Here is a 25,822-nt window from a genome sequence, read left to right on the forward strand (position 1 = left end):
TTCTTCCTGATTAAATGGCTTTTTTCTGAAATAAGCGGATAGGGAATCGCTCTGTAATCTGAATTGCCGGATTACCGCCAATATTAATGACATAGGTTCTGTAGATAGCTTCCACATACTCTGGCTCGCCATCCTCCTTTACACTGGCATTAAAAACTTCGCGTCCGAAATCAACAATTTCGCGGTAGGTTTCAAGGCCAATTTCACGTAATAATTCGCCGATACCTATCTTTCCACCAAGCATTTGCTGTTTTACTTCTTCATCCAGCAATCCTGTTAGCAGGTAAGACGTTGCGTAGGCATAGATATCAGAGGTTTTGGCGCCTTTTAAAATGACGTCTCGCTTCAGGGCATGCTCACCTGTTTTGGCATTAATGAACGGTAGATCCTGAGTGAGCCAGCATTGCTCCTGCATGCGCATCTCTACTTTGATATTTTCCCAAAAGAAAGCTTCCAGGCTTTTGGTTACCGTACCATCCGTTACCAACAGGGTACGCAGGAATGGAGGCAGGGCCTCCATGTCCATCGCGGTCTTTTCGCAATTGTGGACAATGCCCCCTTCTATGAAACCGCGACTTCTAAAGTGCTCTTTCAACATGATTGCTTTCCTTTATAAATACTTTCGTAAGATTTTTCCGAGCGGGCTTTTCGGAATTTCATTTCTGAACTCAATGATTTTTGGCCATTTATATTCTGCCAGGTGCGCTTTGCAATGCTCTATTACATCTCTTTCGGAAGCCGCCTCGAGCGGAACGATTACGGCTTTGACCTTTTCCCCGTAGTCACCGTCTTTCTTGCCCAGCACAACCACCTCGCTAACGCCCTCCATAGCGAGAATGGCAGACTCCACCTCAGCCGGATCTACTTTTAAGCCAGCAACGTTAATCATTTTCTTACGGCGGCCCGTTACGTATAAGTCGCCGTTTTCATCAAAGCGTCCGAGGTCACCGGTATAATAACGCCCTTCCCGGAAGGTTTTTGCTGATTGTTCAGGCATACCGACGTACAACCTTGCTGATGCAGCGCTAATCACCACTATCTCACCTTCTTCGCCTTGTGGAAGCGTTTTATCCTGTTCATCAACAATCAGAATTTCGACATTGGCCATAGGCTTGCCAACACTATTGGTAGGCGCATTAAGTTTGTTTACTGCTGCCGCACCGGTTTCAGTAGAGCCGTAAAGCTGTCGTGGCGTCACGCCAAAGGTCGAAGAGAAAGAAGATATAACATCGGCTTCAAGCGGAGCACCAGCTGTGTAGACAATCTTAAGCCGGCTTAAATCCGGTTGCTGACGCAAACGCATGACCGATAACATTTTGACCATAAATGTGGCTGACGGGTAAATGGTAATCTGATGAGTATCGAGCGCTTTAATCACACTCCGGGGATTAAATTCACCAGGAGTAACTACTATTTTTGCGCCACTTAATATTCCCGCCAGCAATACGTTACCAAAGCCATGGGTGTGATGTAGCGGCACAGTACACAAAATGGTGTCGTCAGACGTGATTTCGAACGTTTCGACCTCGGATTTCCACTCAGCAAGTAAAGCTGAGTAAGTTCTCATTACCTGTTTTGAACCACCCGTAGAGCCAGAGGAAAACATAATCAGCGCTGGTTGATCTGCCTCGCATACAGCTATTGGGGGAACAGACACAGACTCCGTAGGATGAGTATCAACGAAACTAGCGACTAAGCCCAAAGATTCGATTCGCGATTGCTGGCTTTCAGCTTCGCCAACTACCACCAGAGCCGATGATTTATCGATGTACTGAAATAGCTCTGAATCTGTGTAGTTAACATTGAGCGGAACCAAGGTAGCACCAAGGCGGAATGTTGCCAGTGTCGCAACAAAAAACTCAGCGCTATTCGGGATGATAGTTGCCACCGCGCTTTCAACGGTTACGCCACTCGATGCCAGAGAAGCAGCTAGTTGTTCTGCGCGAGCATTGAGCTGGGCATAAGACATATTTGTCTCACCAGCACTGATGGCAATTTTGTCGCCATGCGCGTCAACGATGTTTAAAAACTGTTGATAAACCATAACTCAACAACCACCCAATTTAAGAAATCTTCGCGTAGAGCTTAAATAATTCTACAAATGCTCTGATAATTACCAGCGGATTTGCCCCGGTTTGCTCGCCAAGCTGTCTGGGATAATGCGACACTGGCACATTAGTCATACTGAAACCGCGCTTTCTTGCCAGGGCTAATAGTTCTGTGTTGACCATCGCGCCACCGGCCTGAAGATTAATTTCGTTAAAAATAGCGCGACGGAATAGCTTAAAGGCGCAATCGATGTCTTTTACTTTCACACGAAATAACAGACGTACCAAACTTCCCCATGCCCAGGCATTTAACTTTCTGTGTAAAGGGTCAGCACGATGAGCCCGGTAGCCAAGTACCATATCGAAGCTGTCTATGTGCTCCAGCAATAAAGTAATTTCTTCCAAATCAAACTGACCATCTGAGTCTGAGAAGAAGATAAAGTCGTTTTCGGCAGCGCTAAAGCCACTGCGTAGTGCTCCACCGTAGCCTTTATTCACTTCATGATGGACTGGCTTAATCCGCTCATCCTTAGCGGCCATATTATCGATTATCTCGCCTGTGGCATCATGACCACCGTCATCCACAGGTATTACTGTTACTTCGTGAAAATATTTACTGAAAGCCTTGATCGCATTGTTTATCGAATTTGCGATATTCTCTTCTTCGTTATAAGCAGGGAAGATAATTGAGACACTGCTTAACTTTTCCGACAACTCAAAAGCCTTGCTTACCGCGACGCTTTCGCTCGTGCTGTCATCCAGATCCAAAGGGACTGTAGTAGCTTCACTGTTCATAATGGTATCCTTACCTTACACAGCTACGTTTAAGCGCTCACGAATGAGCTGCTCTTTTCTTATATTCCGCCAGGACTCAACACCATCCAGTTCAAATTTAAAGCTTTCTACCCTTGCCCCCATCCGTTCAAGGGTTTCAACAACCTGGCGTTTCTTATTATTTTCACAATAAAACATCATGAATCCGCCGCCACCGGCGCCACTTACCTTGCCGCCGATTGCACCGGCCTGCCTGGCTGCTTCATAAAGTTCGTCAAGATGTTCATTAGTGATGGAGTCAGCCATGCGCTTTTTCTGCTGCCAGGCTTCATGAAGCAACTCACCAAACTCATTGGTGCGGCCTTTTAACAGTAGCCTTTTCATGTCATTCGCGTGCTGCTTAATTTGGTGCATGGCCGCAATATTGTCAGTCTTCTTAGACTTAACATTACTGATTTGATCTTCGATGATGTTTGATGAGAGACGAGATTTTTGGGTGTACACAAGGATCATATTGTACTCCAGTTCCCGTACTACCCAGGGGTCCATTTTTAAACGGTTTACCAGTACGCTGTCGCCGTCGAATTCCATGAAATTAAAACCACCGAAAGCAGCTGCATACTGATCTTGCATACCACCTAATTGCTGTAATTCCTGGCGTTCTATATCGTGGGCAAGTCGGGCAATGTCATAGGGACTCATAACCAGATTTTCCAGTTCTTTGAAAGCACTGATGATGGATACCATCATGGCTGAAGACGAACCTAAACCCGAACCTGGAGGCGCATCGTTGTGGGTAATAACTTCCATGCCTAACGGCTTGCTTACCAGATGCTTATAAACTGATTTCACAAAGCAATCGTTGATGTTGTCGGTTTTCAGTGTGGAACTACAAAACTCAGTTGTAGTATCAAAGTCATAAGAATTAACAGTGATGGATTCACTGTTATTTAATGCAATGCTCGTGTATGCATACTTGTTAATGGTGGCATTAAGTACAAATCCGCCATACATCGACGCGAAAGGATTAACGTCTGTACCACCGCCTGCAAAACTGATACGCAGGGGAGCCCTTGCTCTAAAAATTTCCATCTTCCGTCTCCAGTGTGCTTCATTGCATCCCGACGCAAAAACTCACTCAGAATTATTGTAAAAATGATCTGATTGATGAGTTATAGCGTTTTAAGCAAGAGAGTGGACTTACGTCACTACTACAAAATGACTATTGCAGACGTTTGTTACTCTGTATAGGCTTCTTATATATTTATTTAATTTTAAAATCAGATAGCCTTTATCTGATTAAGGCAATTTGTATACCAGTATAATTATTTTGGTGCTTTACCCGTAAATACAGCGTTTTAGCCGCAAACTGTAAAAAATCTTAACGGTTTAAAATTGTAAGTTGCACCATTTATGACCAATAGAGTTCAGTCTAGGGCATTTATTGTTCAGACTCACTCAAGCATTGTCATGATTCTTAAACCAAAAAAATAGCACTTAAGTGCTAGGTCCCCTTGTATATACTTCATTTTTATATATCGCCCATATTTTTGAGATGTTCTGAACTCCACAACTTAATCATGGAGATCCCGGATAAGCACTGCGTACTTTCCGGGATGACGATGATAGGGTGTTCCGGGATGACGATTCTTTCTTTTATCAGCGCTGTGTACAGTGCGCGTTTTAACTCTACGGTTGCACGATGGGGGTCCCGGTCTTCGCTGAGCGAAACCGGGATGACGGTTCTTTTTATACCAATTGCATTAATTAATTGACCAAATTTGTCCACTCTCTCCAACAGAGATTTTTGACTCGCTCAACATCCGCAATGAATGTATTCCAGGCACGAGAGACCTGTTCTACTATTTCTTCGTAACCTCGAAATACCCGGTTTGATAAGCAACGCTGCCGTAGCCATTGCCATACCTGTTCCATCGGGTTCAGCTCCGGAGAATAGGCTGGGAGTTTTACGAGACTGACGTTGGTAAATGGGCTGGCCGTGTCGAATGTATGCCAGCCAGCGCCATCCATCACAACAACGGCATGACGCCCAGGCTCTGTCGCTTCGCTGATCAATTTCAGATGCTGCTTCATCACCTCTTTATTGACAAGAGGGCTGATAAGCGCCTGGGTATTGCCATTGCTCGGACACACCGCACCAAAGATATAGCCATAATCGAATTGCTGTTGCTTTACCACTCTTGGTCTGCTGCCCTTCGCAGCCCATATTCTGGACGTCTGATTTTGCTGACCGAATCGTGCTTCGTCTTGGAACCAGACGTCAACGCGATCCAGAGGGAGATGACCTGGAGTGTGAAGGATCGTTTCCAACTGGAAGTTTTTTAAAAGTATCTTGGGTTTGCTGTGATTGTTTAGGGTGTTTAGAGCGGCTGGTTATCCAACTGAAACCGAGCGTATCCATGATGCGGTATACGTTTCGCAACTGATAGTCGATTTGGAAGGTGTCGCTAATGTATTGTCGTACATCCTGTGCAATCAAACGACCTCCCTCCTTTTTAACCGCGTTTTCTTCAATAAAATGTGCGACCTGTTCTCGCTGAGAGACGGAGAGCTGGCAGGGTCTACCCGGACTAGGTTTGGATTGCAGGCCTTCAAGTCCGTGAGCCAGATAGTTGGATACCCATGTATTAACACTGCCTCTGGCAACCCCAAGGTAAGCGGCTATCTGAGTACGTGTTTCTCCTTTCTTGAAATGATACAAAGCTAAATAGCGGGTCCGTAATTGGCCGTTGGATGTCTGCTTTGCTAATTGTTTAAAGTCGTCGGCGGTATGCATATGAAAATCACTCGAATATGAATACTGCCATTAGATCAAACTTTTAAGGCAATTGGTATAAGGCAATTGGTATTATATCGGTGTGCAGAAACGAAAAAAGCCCACTCAAATGAGTGGGCTTTTTTCTTAATTGGGAGCCCCGTAGCCGGCGCGGGCGGTGTTCTACTCTCACATGGGGGCAGAGAACGGTTTCAAGCAAGCAAACCGTTTTGCTTGCTCCGTTCGGAGCGGCTTCGCCTCTGGCGAAGACTGGGGGCCCCCTTCGGGAACGGACGACCGCGAAGTAGAACTTTCAGTTTTACTTAAACGAAAAAAGGCCGACCTTCATGGTCGACCTTTTTCGTTTCAATTAGGAGCCTGGCGGTGTTCTACTCTCACATGGGGAGACCCCACACTACCATCGACGCTAACGTGTTTCACTTCTGAGTTCGGAATGGATTCAGGTGGGACCACGTCGCTATTGCCGCCAGGCAAAGTCGTGCAAAATTGAGTGCTTTTCTCGACTTTTGCGCAAGGAGGACAAACAGTACTCTCAGGTGCCTGTTCATCAGCCTTATTTAAACTTTTAATTGTTTTAACAATTCTGGAAATACTGATATGTATTCAATCTATCGAGTAACTACTACTCTCTCTGACTTAATTAGTCAGCCATTCCATCAACATCTAAATGTAAAGCCATTTAGGCGTTGTATGGTTAAGCCTCTCGGGCAATTAGTACAGGTTAGCTTAACGCCTTGCAACGCTTCCACACCCTGCCTATCAACGTCGTAGTCTACAACAACCCTTCCAGAACTTAAGTTCAGGGATGACTCATCTTGGGGCTCGCTTCCCGCTTAGATGCTTTCAGCGGTTATCGATTCCGAACTTGGCTACCGGGCAATGCCTTTGGCAAAACAACCCGAACACCAGCGGTTCGTCCACTCCGGTCCTCTCGTACTAGGAGCAGCTCCCCTCAATCATCCAACGCCCACACCAGATAGGGACCGAACTGTCTCACGACGTTCTAAACCCAGCTCGCGTACCACTTTAAATGGCGAACAGCCATACCCTTGGGACCGACTTCAGCCCCAGGATGTGATGAGCCGACATCGAGGTGCCAAACACCGCCGTCGATATGAACTCTTGGGCGGTATCAGCCTGTTATCCCCGGAGTACCTTTTATCCGTTGAGCGATGGCCCTTCCATACAGAACCACCGGATCACTATGACCTACTTTCGTACCTGCTCGACGTGTCTGTCTCGCAGTTAAGCTAGCTTATGCCATTGCACTAACCTCACGATGTCCGACCGTGATTAGCTAACCTTCGTGCTCCTCCGTTACTATTTGGGAGGAGACCGCCCCAGTCAAACTACCCACCAGACACTGTCCGCAATCCCGATAAGGGACCTACGTTAGAACATCAAACATACCAGGGTGGTATTTCAAGGACGGCTCCACAGAAACTAGCGTCTCTGCTTCGAAGCCTCCCACCTATCCTACACAAGTAGGTTCAATGTTCAGTGCCAAGCTGTAGTAAAGGTTCACGGGGTCTTTCCGTCTAGGTGCGGGTACACAGCATCTTCACTGCGATTTCAATTTCACTGAGTCTCGGGTAGAGACAGCGTGGCCATGGTTACACCATTCGTGCAGGTCGGAACTTACCCGACAAGGAATTTCGCTACCTTAGGACCGTTATAGTTACGGCCGCCGTTTACCGGGGCTTCGATCAAGAGCTTCGCTTACGCTAACCCCATCAATTAACCTTCCGGCACCGGGCAGGTGTCACACCCTATACGTCCTCTTTCGAGTTTGCAGAGTGCTGTGTTTTTAATAAACAGTCCCAGCCACCTGGTCACTGCGACCCCCGACTGCTTAAGGAGCAAGTCCTATCACAATCAGGGGCGTACCTTCTCCCGAAGTTACGGTACAATTTTGCCGAGTTCCTTCACCCGAGTTCTCTCAAGCGCCTTAGTATTCTCTACCTGACCACCTGTGTCGGTTTGGGGTACGGTTCACATAATCATAAGTTTAGAAGCTTTTCCTGGAAGCAGGGCATCAACAACTTCACCACCTTGGTGGCTCGTCTCGCGTCTCAGCCTTAAGAAACCGGATTTACCTAATTTCTCAGCCTACTCGCTTTCACTTGGACAACCAACGCCAAGCTTGCTTAGCCTTCTCCGTCCCTCCATCACTGATTATATAAGTACGGGAATATTAACCCGTTTCCCATCGACTACGCATTTCTGCCTCGCCTTAGGGGCCGACTTACCCTGCCCTGATTAGCATGGGACAGGAAACCTTGGTCTTCCGGCGTGCGGGTTTTTCACCCGCATTATCGTTACTCATGTCAGCATTCGCACTTCTGATACCTCCAGCAAACTTCACAGTTCACCTTCAGCGGCTTACAGAACGCTCCCCTACCCAGAGGACATCCTTAACCCCACTCCACTGTGATGAAACGCTTTAACAGCAGGTCGCTTCGCGACGTTGCTGTTAGCTTACATCGAAGTAGTGTTAAGTGATGTCCTCTGCCGCAGCTTCGGTATATTGCTTAGCCCCGTTACATCTTCCGCGCAGGCCGACTCGACTAGTGAGCTATTACGCTTTCTTTAAAGGGTGGCTGCTTCTAAGCCAACCTCCTAGCTGTCTGGGCCTTCCCACATCGTTTCCCACTTAGCAATATTTTGGGACCTTAGCTGGCGGTCTGGGTTGTTTCCCTCTTCACGACGGACGTTAGCACCCGCCGTGTGTCTCCCGGATAGTTCTCTTTGGTATTCGGAGTTTGCAAAGGGTTGGTAAGTCGGGATGACCCCCTAGCCTTAACAGTGCTCTACCCCCAAAGGAATTCGTCCGAGGCTCTACCTAAATAGATTTCGGGGAGAACCAGCTATCTCCCGGTTTGATTGGCCTTTCACCCCCAGCCACAAGTCATCCCCTAACTTTTCAACGTTAGTGGGTTCGGTCCTCCAGTTGATGTTACTCAACCTTCAACCTGCCCATGGCTAGATCACCGGGTTTCGGGTCTATACCTAGCAACTAGACGCGCAGTTAACACTCGCTTTCGCTACGGCTCCCCTAAACGGTTAACCTTGCTACTAAATATAAGTCGCTGACCCATTATACAAAAGGTACGCAGTCACCCCGAAGGGCTCCCACTGCTTGTACGTATACGGTTTCAGGTTCTATTTCACTCCCCTCACAGGGGTTCTTTTCGCCTTTCCCTCACGGTACTGGTTCACTATCGGTCAAATAGGAGTATTTAGCCTTGGAGGATGGTCCCCCCATCTTCAGTCAAGATAACACGTGTCCCGACCTACTTAATATGTAAACAAAGCAGCTTCATGTACGGGGCTATCACCCTGTTTCGCCCAACTTTCCAGAAGGTTCCACTACTACTTTGCTTATCGGCTGCTCCCCTTTCGCTCGCCGCTACTCAGGGAATCTCGGTTGATTTCTTTTCCTAAGGGTACTTAGATGTTTCAGTTCCCCTCGTTCGCCTCTACACCCTATGAATTCAGGTGCAGATACACATAAATGTGTGGGTTTCCCCATTCGGACATCTGTGGCTCAAATGCGTTTTGTCAGCTCACCACAGCTTTTCGCAGACTTACACGTCCTTCATCGCCTCTATTTGCCAAGGCATCCACCGTATACGCTTAGTCACTTAACCATACAACCCTAAATAGCTTCTAGGTGCAAAATCGACGTTGTTTGTCGACTTTTGCGCAAGGAGGACCAAAAGTACTCTTTGCAGCAAAAAACATCTCATCAGTCGCTATTTCCACTTATTGACATGACTCATAAGTGTCCATAGCCGTTACAACTCAATCCAAAGCGTGCGACACGCTAAAAGGATGGACTGCGTTGCGCCTTACCTCCGCCTTTTTATCCGGAGCCAGGTGTGCATTAAAGCACTGTTGTATGCATGACTGTCTAATCTTCGTGCAAAATTTTCATTATCGCCTCAGCGATGATGGAAACTTTTGCGCAAGTAGGACATACAGTACACTCAGTTGTGTACAATTGCCTTCTTGCTACACTTTCGTCAAGTAGAGTAGCTCTCGTGCAAAATCGACGTTTTTTGTCGACTTTTGCGCAAGGAGGACTCACAGTACGCTTTGTTGTTAAAACGAAACTTACTGCTAATTCTCTCAGTTACTCAATATTGATTGATTACTAATATCAGCTTTCCAAATTGTTAAAGAACAGATTTAAGGTTTAAAAACCTTAATCAATAACGTATGTTATTGATTAAGACTCTTACACATCAGCCAATTCGCATGGTAAAGGCAGTTTCAACGCGAGAAACGCAGTGTGCGCCAGCACATGAGTATCGCAGCGATTGAAAATGGCGAAACCAGGTAGAATTGGTAGGCTTGGGCAGACTTGAACTGCCGACCTCACCCTTATCAGGGGTGCGCTCTAACCAGCTGAGCTACAAGCCTGCTCTTTTTAGTGTTAGTAAACTAACAGACTAAAGAGTGGTGGAGCTAAGCAGGATCGAACTGCTGACCTCCTGAATGCAAATCAGGCGCTCTCCCAGCTGAGCTATAGCCCCAGTGATTTCCCTTACGAGTAAATCTTGGTCGTTCTTTATTTCATAACAAAACAATCTGTGTAGGCACTACATCAAGTCGTCCAACGACTTTACGTAAGGAGGTGATCCAACCCCAGGTTCCCCTAGGGTTACCTTGTTACGACTTCACCCCAGTCATGAAACACAAAGTGGTAATCGTCCTCCTCACCGCTAGGGCGAGGTTAGACTAACTACTTCTTTTGCATCCCACTCCCATGGTGTGACGGGCGGTGTGTACAAGGCCCGGGAACGTATTCACCGCAGTATGCTGACCTGCGATTACTAGCGATTCCGACTTCATGGAGTCGAGTTGCAGACTCCAATCCGGACTACGACAAGCTTTAAGGGGTCCGCTCCACATCACTGTCTCGCTTCCCTCTGTACTTGCCATTGTAGCACGTGTGTAGCCCTACACGTAAGGGCCATGATGACTTGACGTCGTCCCCACCTTCCTCCGGTTTGTCACCGGCAGTCTCCTTAGAGTGCCCAACTAAATGCTGGCAACTAAGGACAAGGGTTGCGCTCGTTGCGGGACTTAACCCAACATCTCACGACACGAGCTGACGACAGCCATGCAGCACCTGTGTCAGAGTTCCCGAAGGCACCAATCCATCTCTGGAAAGTTCTCTGCATGTCAAGTGTAGGTAAGGTTCTTCGCGTTGCATCGAATTAAACCACATGCTCCACCGCTTGTGCGGGCCCCCGTCAATTCATTTGAGTTTTAACCTTGCGGCCGTACTCCCCAGGCGGTCTACTTAGCGCGTTAGCTTCGCTACTCACGAATTAAATTCACAAACAGCTAGTAGACAGCGTTTACGGTGTGGACTACCAGGGTATCTAATCCTGTTCGCTACCCACACTTTCGCACATGAGCGTCAGTCTTTGGCCAGGGAGCCGCCTTCGCCACTGATGTTCCTCCAGATATCTACGCATTTCACCGCTACACCTGGAATTCCACTCCCCTCTCCAAGACTCTAGTCTGCCAGTTCTAAATGACCATCCCAGGTTGAGCCCGGGGCTTTCACATCTAGCTTAACAAACCGCCTGCGTGCGCTTTACGCCCAGTAATTCCGATTAACGCTCGCACCCTCCGTATTACCGCGGCTGCTGGCACGGAGTTAGCCGGTGCTTCTTCTGTTGTTAACGTCACAGCTGGCAGGTATTAACTACCAACCTTTCCTCACAACTGAAAGTGCTTTACAACCCGAAGGCCTTCTTCACACACGCGGCATGGCTGCATCAGGGTTTCCCCCATTGTGCAATATTCCCCACTGCTGCCTCCCGTAGGAGTCTGGGCCGTGTCTCAGTCCCAGTGTGGCTGATCTTCCTCTCAGAACAGCTAGAGATCGTTGCCTTGGTAAGCCGTTACCTTACCAACTAGCTAATCTCACTTGGGCCTCTCTTCAGGTGCGAGCCGAAGCCCGCTTTGGTCCGTAGACGTTATGCGGTATTAGCAGTCGTTTCCAACTGTTATCCCCCTCCCGAAGGCAAGTTCCCAAGCATTACTCACCCGTCCGCCACTCGTCAGCGATTAGCAAGCTAACCCTGTTACCGTTCGACTTGCATGTGTTAGGCCTGCCGCCAGCGTTCAATCTGAGCCATGATCAAACTCTTCAATTAAATATCGAAATTTTGAATTGTCGTTGTTGACACTCTTAATGAGTGCCCACACAGATTGTCTTGTTATAAATTGTTAAAGAACAGTGCGAAATCTTATTTCGCTGCTTCAGCGTTCTTTCAGAACCTGCCGAAGCGGGATGCGTATAATACGCTCTTCGTTTTCAGTGTCAACATCTTTTTGAAATTAATTTCGCAAGTTGTTTTCGTTGAAAACCGTTAATTGAGGCTTACTTTACCTTGATTAACGACTTCTTCGTATCCCGTCTGACGTTCCCCGTCGAAGTGGTGCGCATTCTACGCATCCGAGGTTTTTCGTCAACCCCTTTTTTGTTTTTTTAATGCGTTTTTATCAAAATCAGGCTTAAGCGCCTATTTTTACAGCAAAAGGTATATTTCGAGTTATTCTTTTGTCTATATATGTGAATCAATATTGTTCATTTTGTTATAAATGAGTAAAATTTAGATAGCCGACACTTTTTTCTCATAACAATTATTAAGGTAGCATTATGAAAGTCAGCTTAATGCAGTGTTTTTTAGTCAGTCTTGTTCTGGCTGTTTTAGGATTTGTAGTTACTCAACAGGTTTCATTTGAAGGGCAGGCACCTACCATGGTTGCTTTGTCTCTTTTGATTAGTGGTATCGTTACACCATGGATAGCTTCTTTTATAGGGACGAATAAGCAAAGTCATTCTCAGGCTTCTGCTCCCATCACTAACCACAGCGCCGATTCTTCGTCTGATAACGTTTCTACATTATATGTAGGTAACCTTCCGTACAAAGCCAATGAAGCAGCAGTAAAAGCTTACTTTGAAGATCACATCCGTATTCAATCAGTAAGGCTAATGAAGGATAAGAAAACCGGTAAGCGTAAAGGATATGGTTTTATAGAAGTCATCGACGGTGACGTTGAGGCCATTATTGGTCAGTTTAATGATTCGGTATTTCAGGACCGTACTTTGAAGGTCCGACCGGCGAAAGATAAAGTCACTGACTAACCCAAATAAGCAGGCCCCTTTCCAGGGGCCTTTTTTTATTCAGCTTTAAGAGCGTTGATACGCCCGTTAAATAAATGGAAGCGGTTAATCGCGGAAAGCACATCCGGCACGTGTACCTCTTTCATCTGATTAATAACGCCGGTGACCAACTCTTTATACCCCTCCCCCTCTTTTAAAGTCGTATCGAGTAACTGATTTAATGACTTCAGTTCATCCATATATTCTTTAATAGGACGCATGTATTTTTTCAGCTCTGACGAATCCCCATCACTGACTTCTTTATAAGCCGATATCTTTTCGCTGACGACTTCACGACTGTTAAGCTTTAAAGCAAAACCCGCCAGCTCTTTTTCGTCGTATCCCAGGTCAAGGGCTTTATCCAGCGCAGTATCCAAATCACCTTTAAAAAATGATTTGCTGACATCAGTGATTTGCCTGACCAGATCAGAAATAGCGCCGAGTTCATCATCATCCAGTTCGCCCTGCACAGAAAAACTGATACCCCGGTATTCTGAGAACTGCACATTCAGTGATCGCTGGGCAACGACATCGTTTTGCGGCGCCGCAGGCTTCTTATTATCTCCACGACTATCGCCCGACGACGTTATCCGTTCGCTGGCACTGTACTGATACTGGCGCGACTGACCGAAGTTGATTTCTACCTCGTCACCGTCTTTGGTGGTTATCTTTAACCCGCCTGACTGTGACTGGGCATACTGAGCAGATAACGAGGCCCCCACTTCCATGGTACCGCGAAACGGCGATAAGACTTCTTTCTCGATGTTATCGATACCCTCGCCGATAGCTTCTTTACTGTTGCGTATACCATCGGTGATCTCCGGGTTCATAAACCCGGCCAGGTCTTTTTCTGCCAGTGCAATACCTTTGGCTACCCCGGAACGAGCCTGACCAAGCAGATCGGTTAGCTGCGCCTCATCGGCACCACTTTTCGCCGCACCACGCACAACGCCGCCAACAAACTTCAGCACATTAGAAGCTACCTTCTCAAAATCAAAGGCAGACTTGTTTTCCTCAGCCTTGTCAAACTGCCGGTTATCGAAGCGTCTTTCGTTTAACACAACTTCCTGTTCCAGAGAACTTACCAGTACGGTACTGCCCACCCGGGTTTGTGACACAGTAACTTGTGTTGCCTGACTACTTTGCTGAAACTCGCGTGCCTGACGCAAGCCTTCTTGTTGAAGCTGCTTTTTAAGGGCAACGTCCGGCTTTTCAACGGTCGCCTGGCCGCCTTTTGCAGCAGGAATTGAATCCACACTCATAATCTTATCCTCTCACACCTCACTATAGTTATCGGCAGTTAATGAGGATTGTTTAATTTTAATACATAATTAGCTTAACGCCGCTACATTGGAAGTTTTCTGAAAAGTCTCTACAATGCCGCTGCAAATGCGGTACGGGGAACAAAATGAGCACAGCACCAACTACTACCATTACTTATCAGGACCAGCTTCAGGCGAAAGTCGACACCTTAACGTCGCTGCTGAGCCCTTTTTATCAACAAGCGTTGGATGTTTACCCGTCGCCTGAGCAGCATTACCGTATGCGCGCTGAATTCCGCGTATGGCATGATGATGATGACCTTTATTACATCATGTTTAATAAAGAAACCAAGACCCCCTACCAGGTAGATGAATTCCCGGCAGCATCAGAAACCATTAACCGGTTAATGCAGCGTATTATCGAGCTGGTAAAGCCCAACCCTGTGCTGCGCAAAAAGTTGTTTCAGGTCGATTTTCTCAGCGGCTTATCGCAGGAGTGTGTGATCAGCCTGCTGTATCACCGCCAGTTAGATAACGAATGGCAGGTGCAGGCCGAAGCACTGCGTACCGAATTGAATAAAAAATTTAAGGTCAGCGTTATCGGCCGTGCCCGCAAACAAAAGGTCATCCTCGGTGACGACTTTATTATTGAAGAGCTGCCCGCCGACGGAAAAACCTACCAGTTTAAACATATCGAAAACAGCTTTACCCAACCTAACGCTTATGTGAATACCCATATGATTGAATGGGCGATTGCGCAAAGCCAGGGGTTAACCGGCGATCTGCTGGAGCTTTATTGTGGCGCGGGGAATTTTTCTATTCCGCTGGCCGCACATTTTGATCATGTTGTGGGCACAGAAATAGCAAAGCCTTCAGTGGAAGCAGCGCAGTTTAATATTGCAGTCAACAAGATTGATAATGTCCAGATAGCCCGGCTATCTGCTGAGGAGTTTGTTGAGGCACTCGCCGGTAAACGTCAGTTTGAACGGTTAAAAGGCATTGAACTGACTGAACGGCAATTTAATACGGTGCTGGTTGATCCGCCTCGGGCAGGGCTGGATCCGGCTACCACACAAATGATCAGTCAGTTTGACAACATTATTTATATATCGTGTAACCCACACACGTTGGTAGAGAACCTGGAGGCGCTTTCGTCAACCCATGAAGTTAGCCGGGCCGCCTTGTTTGATCAATTCCCCTTCACCGAGCATATGGAGTCAGGTGTGTTGCTCACCCGCAAAGCTTAATGCTTTTATGCCTGACTCTCTGGCATGGTTTGCCAGTAGGCCAGACTGCCTAACTGAATAAACCGTAACTGGCGCTTGAGCCTGTCGCTGATATCATTTTTCAAAATGGTGTCGGCTTCCAGGGCATCGGCGCCGGCACTGAACACCAGGCGCACCATGCTTTCTGCCTGCAACACCGCAATGTCATGGGGAATGCGCAGTTGCTCAATGATGTAGTCGCTCAGTTCGTCGGTGAAGTGCTGGATTTCTCGGGACACCGCCAGTCGATAAGCGGCTGAAGTACCAGTATGCTCACGCAGCAACAAACGAAAAACGTTGCTGTTAGCCGAGATAAACTCCATAAAAGTATCCACCGAGGTATCAATCACGCCCCCACCGGATGCAATCCGTCGCCGGGCCTGGCGCATTAACTGACGTAACGCTAAACCAGCTTCGTCCACCAGGGTCAACCCCAGTTCGTCCATATCCTTAAAGTGCCGGTAAAAAGACGTCGGCGCGATGCCAGCTTCCCGGGCGACTTCCCGCAAACTGATGGCCGACAGGGTGCGATTTTCGTTAAGTAACTGAAATGCACCGGCTATTATATTCTGCCTGGTCTTTTGTTTTTGTTCCTGACGGCTCAACGACTGTCCCCGACTGATACCTATGGCTTATTCTTAAGACTAATCTTAACGGTATTTCCCTTGCGAAACACCTCTTTTAAAGCTAAATTAGCGTACAGTTGTAAGCTGAGATAGAAATCAATGAATAAGCCACGTTTAATCGTTACTAATGTGCTGGTCTTTGTGGTGACCGGACTTATCGCATTTGTAGGAGTTCCATTCTGGGCATTCTCATATGGATTTGATACCACTGAAATCATTACCACCGTTGTACTATTTTTTGTTACCGGCATGTCGATTACTGCCGGTTATCACCGCTTGTGGGCGCATAAAACCTACGAAGCTCATCCAGTTGTAAAAGTCTTCCTCGCCATTGGCGGTGCCATGGCTCTGCAAAACAGCATTTTGCACTGGTCGTCAGATCACCGGGTGCACCATCGCCATGTTGATGTGAACGACAAAGACCCGTATTCGGCCAAAAAAGGTTTCTGGTTTTCACACATGGGCTGGATGCTGCGCGAATATCAGGCCGAGAGTTATGGCGATTACCGTAACTGTAAGGATCTGCTCAAAGATAAAGTGGTTATGTGGCAACACAATCACTATCTGGCTATCGTGCTAGCTGCAAACTTTGGTATTACGGCATTACTTGGCTGGATCAATGGTGATGTGCTGAGCATGATTCTGATTGCCGGTGTATTCCGTCTGGTCATGGTTCATCACGTTACGTTCTTTATCAACTCCCTGGCGCACATCTGGGGCAGCCGTCCCTACACAGATACCAACACCGCCCGTGACAACGGCGTTATCGCGCTGTTCACCTTTGGTGAGGGATATCATAACTACCACCACATTTTTGAATACGATTACCGTAACGGCATTAAGTGGTATCAGTACGATCCAACCAAATGGCTGATTAAAGGGCTTTCTTATGTGGGGTTAACCAAAAACCTGCGCACCTGCCCTGAAGAACGTATAGAAAAAGCACGTCTGGCGATGCAATTAAAATATGCCAGCCAGAAGGTATCCAAGCTGCCCAATGCAGAAGAGGTTATGCAAACCTTGCAACACGAATATGATGTGCTGATGCAGAAAATGACCGACTACTACACCACTAAAAAACGTATTATGGCGTTGCGCAAAAAGCACCTGCTGAAAAGCATGGAGCGGCTTGAGCTGGACTTTAAATACAAAGAGCTTAAGCAATCCTTACTACTGCAAAAAGAAAAATGGCTTAAGCTAAGCCAAATGGAATTTGCTTTTAGTTAATTTTTTATCCGCATCATCCGTGGTGGGTTGCCGCCCACCACCACTTTCTGCACATTATACTTTCCGCCAACTTCTGGTATCCCGACTTGCTATTTACCAAAGTTCGTCAAAACTTAGTCCTTTAGCCCCCAATATTTATTTCAACGCGAAACCGCACAGGATATGAATACAGTCAGGAGGTGAGGGAAAGTGAATGAACGAGCTGTTTGAGTTTAGCGCAGAGGAAGATACTGCAGGGCCATCACAAAAAAATGGGTAGTGTTAAGTGTAGAGGATAACCAGCCCTATCAGGACGTGCTGGAATCAGCTTTACAGGAAGAGGCCTTTGAAGGGCGTAAAATAGAGCTACTACGTGCTTCTTCTGCAGCATCTGCGGCAACTATCTTATCCAAGCGGCAGGATATCAGCCTGATCCTGCTGGATATAGTCATGGAAACTGACGACGCTGGTTTTTACCTTATCGACACCATACGCAACGTTATTGGTGACGAGCTGGTACGCATAGTGGTGCTTACTGGCCAACCCGGCGTTAAACCCCACGATAAAGCCATTAACGAATACAACATTTCTGAGTACTGGAACAAAACCGACCTGAGCGCCGATAAACTCAAAAGCGTTGTGATTAGCAATCTGAGAACTTGGCAAATCTCTCAGGAACTTAAAATAGCCCGGCGTGGTTTACAAATGATTGTCGACGCCTCACGCTCGCTCACTGCCAGGCAGGATACGTCAGAGTTTGCTCACACGGTGTTAGAAGAAATAGCCCGGGTCATCAATGTACCAAACACTGGTGGCATTGTTTGCATAGTTAAAACGGGCATCGAGAGTTTACAGCTTGCTCCCATTGTGGCAGCAAGTAGTCACTTTCGGGAATTGATTGATGCCCGACTCGAAAATGTCTTTAGTGTTTACGACGACAACAGAAAACAACGAGTTGAAAAGGCCATCTTTGAGGCCTGGCAAACACAGCAACACGTGTTTGAAAACGATTTTACTCTGCTATTTTTTGATACCAGCGAACATGATGACAAACAGTACCTGATGCTGGTTGATTCGCCGCACGCGCTGGATAGCAACCACCTCAATTTGTTACAGGCCTTTGCCGAAAACATCAGCTCTGGCTTTGTTAATCAGGCGCTGATGAATAAGCTTAGTGAGCTGGCTTATCTCGACACACCAACCGGTATTCACAATCGCAACTGGCTGGTAAGAGAGCTAAATCAGCAATCCTCTTATCATTTAAACAACAGCTCGCTGGTATTGTTTCGATTACTTAACTACGAAACCGCTGAAATCATGGCCGGACACGAATATGCCACCAAGATGTTCAAGGTATTTTGTAACTTTATCAAAGAGCAACTCAACAACCATTACTTACTGGCCGTCTGGGATCAAGAAACCCTGGCTCTGGTTTTCACACTGGACAACAAGCCCTCTGAGGACAGGCTTAATTACATTCGACAAGCCACCATGGAAATGGACGAGCTCGACATCCAGCTTCAGTTTCAGGTAGGCCTGATGGACTTTAAAGACAGCCAGTCTTTAGGCCTCTCTGAAATACTGGTGCTGGCTAATAATGCACTTGCTAAAGCTCACCGGGCTGGTACACCTATTTATCAGTTCGACCATGCCATGATTCAACGCCTTGCAAACCGCATGCGAATTCTTACCGCATTAAAGTCGGCATTAGCTTCGCGGGAAGCGTTTTTTCTGGTGTTGCAGCCTAAGGTTAACCTGGCAACCGGCAAGCCGGTTGGCTTTGAAGCCTTGCTACGGTGGCGCATGGAAGACAATACCCTGTGCCCGCCATCTGAGTTTATTCCCATTGCCGAGGCCTCGGGCCTGAGCCTGGAAATATCTGAAATGGTGCTGGCAAAAACCATAAACGTGATCCAGCGCTTACAAAAAGAAGGATACTCATTACCGGTTTCGTTTAATCTGGCTAATAGCGATGTGGTGAGCCCGATTATCTTTAACGAAATTAACCGCTGTATTGATGAGCATGACATTGATGCCTCGTTACTGGATATCGAAGTTACCGAAACCCAGGCCACCAAAGACTATAATATCATTAACCCTCTGCTTCGCTCTTTTATCGATAAAGGCGTGGGCGTGAGCATTGATGATTTTGGTACAGGTTACTCCTCGCTTTCACAGTTGGCCGATTTAGCCGCTACTACCATTAAGCTCGACCAAAAATTTGTTAACGATCTTACCGCGGAGAATAAGGATAAAGCCCTGCACATCGTGCAAATGATTGCCCGCCTAGCCGAGCGTTTTGCCTTTAAGCTGGTTGCTGAAGGCGTAGAGACTGAAGAACAGCGACAGCTGTTAATGGCCAATGGATATCAGCATGCTCAGGGGTATTATTTTGCCAGACCCATGCCATTAGACGAGCTGTTAAACTGGCTGGGTAAAACTTAACCCGAATAAGAGGGGAGTACCTTGTTTATACCGGCCCGATGGCGCTATTTGTGGTTATTTTTTGTTGTGCTGGTGTGCGCTCTGGTGTTTCGCCTGGCTTTTGTTGACCGCCTCAATGAATTAAAACAGCCCTATGAAGTTCGTCAGGGCGCGCTTATCGATCAGGCAGCCCTGCTTATTAATACTCGCCTCAGCCTGGTAGAAACGCAAATTCGTTTATTTCGTCACGAACTAGAGCTACATAACCCCGCGCAAGCCGAGCTTGAACCGGCCATGACCTCCATGTTTAAGCTTTACAGCGACACGCTCCAGGTTCGCTGGATTAACGAACAAGGTTTTGAGCAGGTAAGGCTCAACAAAACTGCCGACAATGGTGTAACGGTAATGCTCACCGAGGAATTACAAAACAAGCGTAACCGCTATTACGTTGAGGCTGGCCTCGCATTGGCAGACGATGAGGTATTTATTTCTCAAATTGACCTCAATATGGAGCGAGGCAAGGTAGAACGGCCATATCAACCCACCTTGCGGGGCGTCATCCAAGCCAGCCTAGCAAGCATGGGAGATGGCCTGTTGGTCATTAATTTTGATTTACGCTCATTACTGGATGAGGTGGCGGCACTCAGTGAAACAAACATCCAGCTATTGATAGCAGCCGGTGATGACCGCTGGATAGTGCACCCGGATAAACGTAAGCTATGGCGCAGTGACCTTAACCTGGAAGCGGCGGGTATTGAAACAGACCTTCCCAAATTAGTGCAAAGCATAGAGGATGACGGTCTCGCCCAGGGCGCTGAACATAACAATCAACTTTTTACTGCACAGCGACTTGCTTCGCCTTATCAAGGCGAGTCCAGTTTGCAGGATATTGTTGTTATCACTCAAACAGCCCCCTTAGTACTAAGGACTCTCAAAACTCAGGCACTGCTTCGGGCTGCCTTACTGGCTATTGCCACAGGTATTGCAGGTGTGATCCTGCTGACGTTGTATTCGCGGCACTTACGTGAAGTAAACGACCTGAGTGTTATACTGGAGCACGAACGCGACAACCTTAAAACAACACTGGAGCGGCAGTCTTCGCTTATTAATGAACTGGCCGAAACCAAAAAGCTGTCTTCGTTGAGCATAATGGTGGCGGGTCTTGCTCATGAGCTTAATACTCCGGTGGGTGCTACACAGCTGGCACTCTCCAGTCAGGCGTCGCTACTGGATAATTTAATTGAAAATAAAAATACCGGCCTGACCAAATCGGCATTCGACAATTACCTTAAGCAGTCTGGTAAATCCCTGCATCAGGCCCAGCGAAATAACCAACGAGCCATCGAGTTGATCCAGAGCTTTAAACGCCTCACTTTTGAACGGGCCAATAATGAACTCAATACGTTTAACGTTGCACAGCACCTTGATGACCTTTGCAAGTCGATGCACGGCCTGTTGCACAAACACAACATTCGGCTCGACAACAACCTCCCTAACCATATCACCCTTACCGGATACGCGGGCGCGTTTAGTCAGATTGTGCAGATTATTATAAGCAATGCCATCGATCATGCATTTGAGAATATGGCCGGCGCGTGCCTGGAATTAAGCTGTGAATACCGTGGTCAGGATGTTGTGGTGATTATCGGCGACAACGGCAAGGGGATTAAGGCTGATGAGTTACCTCATATTTTTGAGCCCTTTGTTACCTCCAAACGGCAACAGGAACACACCGGGCTGGGTTTGCATATGGCCCGGGTCTGGATTGAACAGGCATTTTCGGGAGACATTAAGGTTGAATCATCACCTGGCGTGGGCACCACCTTTGAGCTGACATTCCGTTCGGTCCGAAAACTGGCTGCGCGAATAGCCAAAGATAAGATCCCGGAAAATCCATTTACCTGAAGAGTGAACAGGTAAGAACGACACGCCGGCAGAAAATCCTAAACATATCAGTATTTTTTGCTACTATAATTTTGATATCTCCCACTCATTCACTTAACGCAAGTTGAACAGCGCACAATTATGACAACCAAAAAGAAAACAGCTAAACCCAACTATCAATTTGATGCCATCGTTATCGGTACAGGTCCTGGTGGTGAAGGTGCTGCCATGCAGCTGGCCAAGGCAGGCAAACGGGTCGCAGTAATAGAAAAATATCACGCAGTGGGTGGTGGCTGTACGCACTGGGGAACCATCCCGTCAAAGGCGTTACGGCACTCGGTGAGTCGTTTAATTGAATACAACAACACGCCGTTGTTTGCCGATAATCACGTATCCCGCAGTCTGACCTTTTCCGACATTATGCAACATGCCAGCGGCGTTATTCGTAGTCAGACCCGGCTTCGTTCTACCTTTTATGATCGCAACAGAGTCACGTTAATTCATGGCGAAGCGAGCTTTATTGATGCTCACACTGTTGAAATCACCCGCAACGACGGCTCTAAAGAGATCATCACCGGCGAAAAAACCGCTATCGCCACGGGTTCGCGGCCTTATTGTCCTAAGGACATCGACTTTAATCATCCAAGAATTTATAACTCTGACACGATTTTAAACCTCGACCATGAACCCCAATCCATTATTATTTATGGTGCCGGGGTAATCGGTACTGAATACGCGTCGATATTCCGTGGATTAGGCGTCAAAGTCGACCTGGTAAATATGCGTGATCGGTTGTTGTCTTTTCTTGATGCCGAGATTTCTGACGCTCTGAGCTATCACTTATGGAATAACGGCGTAGTGATCCGCCATACCGAAACCTACAGTTCGGTTGAAGGCAGAGAAGACTCGGTTATCCTAAACCTGGAGTCTGGCAAACGTATGCGCGCCGACTGCCTGCTGTTTGCTAACGGCCGAACCGGTAACACTGATATGCTTAAGCTGGAAAACGTCGGTCTGAAAGCCGATTCCCGCGGCCAGCTTAAGGTCAACCACAATTATCAGACCGAAGTGGATAACATTTATGCCATCGGTGATGTAATTGGCTATCCCAGTTTGGCATCAGCCGCTTATAACCAGGGGCGTTTTGCTGCTGAAGCCATGTTGCACGGCAATGCGAATGCACAGTTGGTTGAAGATATTCCCACCGGCATTTATACCATTCCTGAGATTAGCTCTGTGGGAAAAAATGAGCAGGAGCTCACCCAGCTTAAGATCCCATACGAAGTAGGCCGTGCCCAGTTTAAACATCTGGCCAGAGCACAGATTGCCTCTACTCAGGTGGGAAGCTTAAAAATTCTGTTTCACCGTGAAACCAAAGAAGTACTGGGCATTCACTGCTTTGGTGAACGTGCTTCGGAGATTGTTCACATCGGCCAGGCGATTATGCAGCAACAGGGGGCCAGTAACACTATTGAGTATTTCATCAATACCACGTTTAACTACCCCACCATGGCAGAAGCCTATCGGGTCGCTGCACTCAATGGTTTAAACCGGGTCTTTACTGATTAATTATTAGGGGCCTAAAACGAAAAAAACCGGAGATAAACTCCGGTTTTTTTATTCAGCCAGTGCTGAAGGCTATTTCTGCTCGGTGGCATTACGCACTAACAGCGCGTCTCTGTGAGCGACGATATCGATAGTCATTTCTTCGACATTAAAAGTCATAGTTGCCATCGCGTACTTGCTGCTGTTGGTATCAGCAGCTTCAACAATAGTTTGTTGAGCAGCCTGGAAGTCCATGTTGTTGCTGATTTTATCAACCATACATGTACTATTAATTTCAAACGTCTTCGCATCCATACAAGAAAATGCTTTATCGTTACCGGTGTCAGCATGCGCCACACTAGCTCCAGCAAGCAACAGTGATGCTAATACAACTTTACGCATGAGATAATCTCCTTTTGTTAACGATAATTTTACTTTACTGTATTTTTGTCCAATTAGCAAATGCTAAATCACAGCTATATGACAGTAATATTACAGCGAGTGTAACAAAGCAAAAAAATTCGCTGATTGCGTTTAGTCTGCGCTTTTTTCGGCCAGAAACTCTACCAGGCTGGTAAATGGCATGGGCCGTCCAAATAGATACCCCTGGGCTTCATCACAGCCGAGCTTGATCATAAAGCTCGCCTGCTCGCGCTTTTCAATGCCTTCGGCAATGGTGGTAAGGCCTAGCTTACTGCCGAGAGTCACAATGGTCTCGGCAATAAAGGCGGTTTCGCCGGGGCGAATTTCGGCCACAAAGGAGCGGTCAACCTTCAGACGATCCAAAGGCAACTTTTGCAGGTAACTCATAGACGAAAAGCCGGTACCAAAATCATCAATGGCGATGGTCACTCCAAACTGTTTAAGGTCGGTGAGAGCATCGATGACTATTTGCGGTTCATCCATCACCACACTCTCAGTAATTTCGAGTTCAAGTAAACTGGGGCTGATGCCAGATTCTGTAATTAATCGTTTGATGCTTTTAACAAACTGCGGATCCCTGAACTGGGGAATCGACACATTAACCGCCACCCGTAAATTCGGATACCCCAGGTTCGCCAGTTCCTGAAGACGTTTACAGGACTCCTCAACAACCCAGTAGCCAATATCAACAATCAGCCCGGAATATTCGGCCAGGGGCACAAACTCAGCTGGTGAAATAAAGCCGCCGTTACCGTCGGGCCAGCGCAACAAGCCTTCCATGCCAATCACCTTTTCGCTGGAAAGGTCGACCTGCGGCTGAAACCAGAGTTCCAGTTTGCGGGCAGTAAAATCGTTGCGCAGGCGACGGATCATATGCAGTCGCCAGGTCGTTTGCTCTTCGATTTCCGGGGCAAAATACTCAAAGTTAGTGGTGGGGATTTTCTTAGCCCGGTTAAGTGCAATATTGGTTCGCTTGAGAATATCCACGCCGGCTTCCGGCTTACGACCCAGCAAACACAAACCAACCGTGACATTCAGTGGCATGGTGTTATCGTCGGCACTGAAGGGCTGCTGAAATGCTTGATTTATGAGTGCCGGTGTAACCTCCTCAGCTTTTCCAAACAGACCAAACACGTCTGCTGCTATGCGACTCTTCTTAACCTCTGTACCAAAGCAGTCATTCAGCCGTTGCGCCACGGCTTTAAGCAATTCGTTGCCGGCCTCCTGACCTAACCCGTCGTTGATATCTGAAAACTGGTTAATGTCAATTAACGCCGCACAGAGCTGCTCCTGGGTGTGGTAGTTTTTTGAATGGTCGAGAATATTAATAAATTCGTTACGGTTGGGCAGCCGAGTGAGCCAGTCTCTGAAAGCCGCGTTTCTGAGCTCATGAAACAGATACACGTTCTCATAACCTACAGAAATGCTCGACAGGAACACTTCCAGCAGTTGTTTATCCAATTCGCTTATTTCACTGTGCAGGTTTAAGTACACAGCGGCTTCAAAGCCAGAGCTATTTAAGTAAAGCACGGAAACGCCGGCTTCAAATATATGTTTCTTAAGCCGTAAACAGCGGCTGACATGCTCTACTATCAGGGCGTTATGTAACGACTCGATACGTTCGTTAATGTAGGTGGCATAATCGCCAGCCGCGCCGAGCACGTAAACACCATCATCGTCGCGATCGAGTACGGAGCCCGCCCGGGCACACACAATGCCTTCGGCTTCGAGCCCTATCATCGAACTGATTTGCGTAACGATCCCCTCACAAAATCCTTTAATGGAATGTTCTTCCAGCAGATTGGAGGCTGAGTGGATGATTTTCTGTAAACCAACCCGACTTTGATTAATGGTCAGGATTTGCTGATATGACCGAACCGAAGAAATCACTGTGGTAAGCAGTTTTGCCCGGGTCAGCTCAGTTTTGGTTTTGTAGTCATTAATATCATAGGTTTTGATGACTTTTTCTTCAGGGGCAAAACCTGGCTGACCAGTGCGTAGAATGATTCGCGGCTCATGGTGGTTGAGTGTCTCGCGCAGATAGCGAACCACTGTGAGGCCGGCGTCATCGGTTTCCATCACCACATCAAGTAGAATAATAGCAATGCTGCTGCCATATTCATTGAGTATCGTTTTGGCTTCTTTGCCGGAATAGGCATGAAGAAAGTTTAACTTGCGGTCGTGAACTTCAAGATCGGATAAGGCGAGGCGGGTCACGGTATGGATTTCTTCATCATCATCAACGATCAAGATATTCCATTCTCTTTTATTGCTCTGTTCTAATTCCTGATGGGTGTCTTCATCAAGAAATACCAGCTCGTCGTTATCGTATTGCGCAGACATCTTGTTTACGTTGTGACCAATATTATTAGCATCCTA

Annotated in this window: 16 protein-coding genes, 2 tRNA genes and 3 rRNA genes; 6 read left to right on the forward strand and 15 right to left on the reverse strand. The window is 47.1% G+C overall.

Going from position 1 to position 25,822, the window contains the following annotated elements; all coding sequences use genetic code 11:
• Nucleotides 1-10: 10 nt before the first annotated feature.
• From AC566Q_RS21660 to AC566Q_RS21710, 11 genes are all read right to left on the reverse strand, one after another.
• Nucleotides 11-598 (reverse strand): chorismate--pyruvate lyase family protein, encoded by a 588-nt coding sequence (locus AC566Q_RS21660; RefSeq protein ID WP_279321223.1) that lies wholly within the window; start codon nt 596-598, stop codon nt 11-13.
• A gap of 12 nt (nt 599-610) precedes the next feature.
• Nucleotides 611-2,044 (reverse strand): class I adenylate-forming enzyme family protein, encoded by a 1,434-nt coding sequence (locus tag AC566Q_RS21665; RefSeq protein WP_499610797.1) that lies wholly within the window; start codon nt 2,042-2,044, stop codon nt 611-613.
• Between the two features lie 19 nt (nt 2,045-2,063).
• Nucleotides 2,064-2,843, reverse strand: coding sequence for a glycosyltransferase family 2 protein (locus AC566Q_RS21670; protein WP_499610800.1), 780 nt, complete (start codon nt 2,841-2,843; stop codon nt 2,064-2,066).
• A gap of 15 nt (nt 2,844-2,858) precedes the next feature.
• Nucleotides 2,859-3,914, reverse strand: coding sequence for a GHMP family kinase ATP-binding protein (locus tag AC566Q_RS21675; protein WP_499610803.1), 1,056 nt, complete (start codon nt 3,912-3,914; stop codon nt 2,859-2,861).
• Nucleotides 3,915-4,353: 439 nt separating this feature from the next.
• Nucleotides 4,354-4,611 (reverse strand): hypothetical protein, encoded by a 258-nt coding sequence (locus AC566Q_RS21680; RefSeq protein WP_499610807.1) that lies wholly within the window; start codon nt 4,609-4,611, stop codon nt 4,354-4,356.
• Nucleotides 4,590-5,619, reverse strand: a protein-coding gene (locus AC566Q_RS21685) for an IS630 family transposase (RefSeq protein ID WP_499610811.1) whose coding sequence is annotated in 2 segments (ribosomal slippage) — nt 4,590-5,166 and nt 5,165-5,619 — 1,032 coding nt in all. Because the reading frame shifts where the segments join, the coding sequence is not laid out codon by codon here. The genes AC566Q_RS21680 and AC566Q_RS21685 overlap by 22 nt, the downstream gene beginning before the upstream one ends.
• Nucleotides 5,620-5,974: 355 nt before the next feature.
• Nucleotides 5,975-6,090, reverse strand: a 5S ribosomal RNA gene (gene rrf / locus AC566Q_RS21690).
• Nucleotides 6,091-6,309: 219 nt separating this feature from the next.
• A 23S ribosomal RNA gene (locus tag AC566Q_RS21695) occupies nt 6,310-9,269 on the reverse strand.
• Nucleotides 9,270-9,967: 698 nt separating this feature from the next.
• Nucleotides 9,968-10,044: transfer RNA gene (locus tag AC566Q_RS21700), tRNA-Ile, on the reverse strand.
• A gap of 37 nt (nt 10,045-10,081) precedes the next feature.
• A tRNA-Ala gene (locus tag AC566Q_RS21705) sits at nt 10,082-10,157 on the reverse strand.
• Between the two features lie 94 nt (nt 10,158-10,251).
• Nucleotides 10,252-11,795 (reverse strand): 16S ribosomal RNA (locus AC566Q_RS21710).
• The 16S, 23S and 5S rRNA genes sit together here with 2 tRNA genes alongside, the layout of an rRNA operon.
• Nucleotides 11,796-12,301: 506 nt before the next feature.
• Here AC566Q_RS21710 and AC566Q_RS21715 point away from each other — a divergent pair.
• Nucleotides 12,302-12,790 (forward strand): RNA recognition motif domain-containing protein, encoded by a 489-nt coding sequence (locus AC566Q_RS21715; RefSeq protein WP_499610814.1) that lies wholly within the window; start codon nt 12,302-12,304, stop codon nt 12,788-12,790.
• A 35-nt stretch (nt 12,791-12,825) separates the two neighbouring features.
• On the opposite strand, the gene AC566Q_RS21720 is transcribed toward AC566Q_RS21715, so the two are convergent.
• Nucleotides 12,826-14,070: a DUF5610 domain-containing protein gene (locus tag AC566Q_RS21720; protein WP_499610818.1), complete on the reverse strand. Its 1,245-nt coding sequence runs from the start codon at nt 14,068-14,070 to the stop codon at nt 12,826-12,828.
• A 146-nt stretch (nt 14,071-14,216) separates the two neighbouring features.
• On the opposite strand from AC566Q_RS21720, the gene trmA reads away from it, so the two are divergent.
• A complete protein-coding gene (trmA, locus tag AC566Q_RS21725; protein ID WP_499610822.1) occupies nt 14,217-15,317 on the forward strand; it encodes a tRNA (uridine(54)-C5)-methyltransferase TrmA in 1,101 nt (366 codons plus the stop codon).
• A 5-nt stretch (nt 15,318-15,322) separates the two neighbouring features.
• On the opposite strand, the gene fabR is transcribed toward trmA, so the two are convergent.
• Entirely contained in the window at nt 15,323-15,940 is a 618-nt protein-coding gene (fabR, locus tag AC566Q_RS21730) for an HTH-type transcriptional repressor FabR (RefSeq protein ID WP_499610825.1), read from the reverse strand.
• A 120-nt stretch (nt 15,941-16,060) separates the two neighbouring features.
• On the opposite strand from fabR, the gene AC566Q_RS21735 reads away from it, so the two are divergent.
• The 4 genes from AC566Q_RS21735 (at nt 16,061) to sthA (ending at nt 23,044) form a co-directional block, all read left to right on the forward strand.
• Entirely contained in the window at nt 16,061-17,188 is a 1,128-nt protein-coding gene (locus AC566Q_RS21735; RefSeq protein WP_123324726.1) for an acyl-CoA desaturase, read from the forward strand.
• Between the two features lie 258 nt (nt 17,189-17,446).
• Nucleotides 17,447-19,612 carry an EAL domain-containing protein gene (locus tag AC566Q_RS21740; protein WP_499610829.1) on the forward strand — a complete coding sequence of 722 codons (2,166 nt, stop codon included), beginning with the start codon at nt 17,447-17,449 and terminating at the stop codon, nt 19,610-19,612.
• A 21-nt stretch (nt 19,613-19,633) separates the two neighbouring features.
• Nucleotides 19,634-21,496, forward strand: a complete 1,863-nt coding sequence (locus AC566Q_RS21745; protein WP_499610832.1) for a sensor histidine kinase — start codon at nt 19,634-19,636, stop codon at nt 21,494-21,496.
• A gap of 120 nt (nt 21,497-21,616) precedes the next feature.
• A complete protein-coding gene (gene sthA, locus AC566Q_RS21750) occupies nt 21,617-23,044 on the forward strand; it encodes a Si-specific NAD(P)(+) transhydrogenase (RefSeq protein WP_499610835.1) in 1,428 nt (475 codons plus the stop codon).
• A 69-nt stretch (nt 23,045-23,113) separates the two neighbouring features.
• On the opposite strand, the gene AC566Q_RS21755 is transcribed toward sthA, so the two are convergent.
• Nucleotides 23,114-23,422, reverse strand: coding sequence for a pyridine nucleotide transhydrogenase (locus AC566Q_RS21755; protein ID WP_279321990.1), 309 nt, complete (start codon nt 23,420-23,422; stop codon nt 23,114-23,116).
• 132 nt (nt 23,423-23,554) lie between these two features.
• Nucleotides 23,555-25,786: a bifunctional diguanylate cyclase/phosphodiesterase gene (locus AC566Q_RS21760; protein ID WP_499610839.1), complete on the reverse strand. Its 2,232-nt coding sequence runs from the start codon at nt 25,784-25,786 to the stop codon at nt 23,555-23,557.
• Nucleotides 25,787-25,822 lie beyond the last annotated feature (36 nt).

The organism is Alteromonas sp. H02 (genome assembly GCF_059682525.1).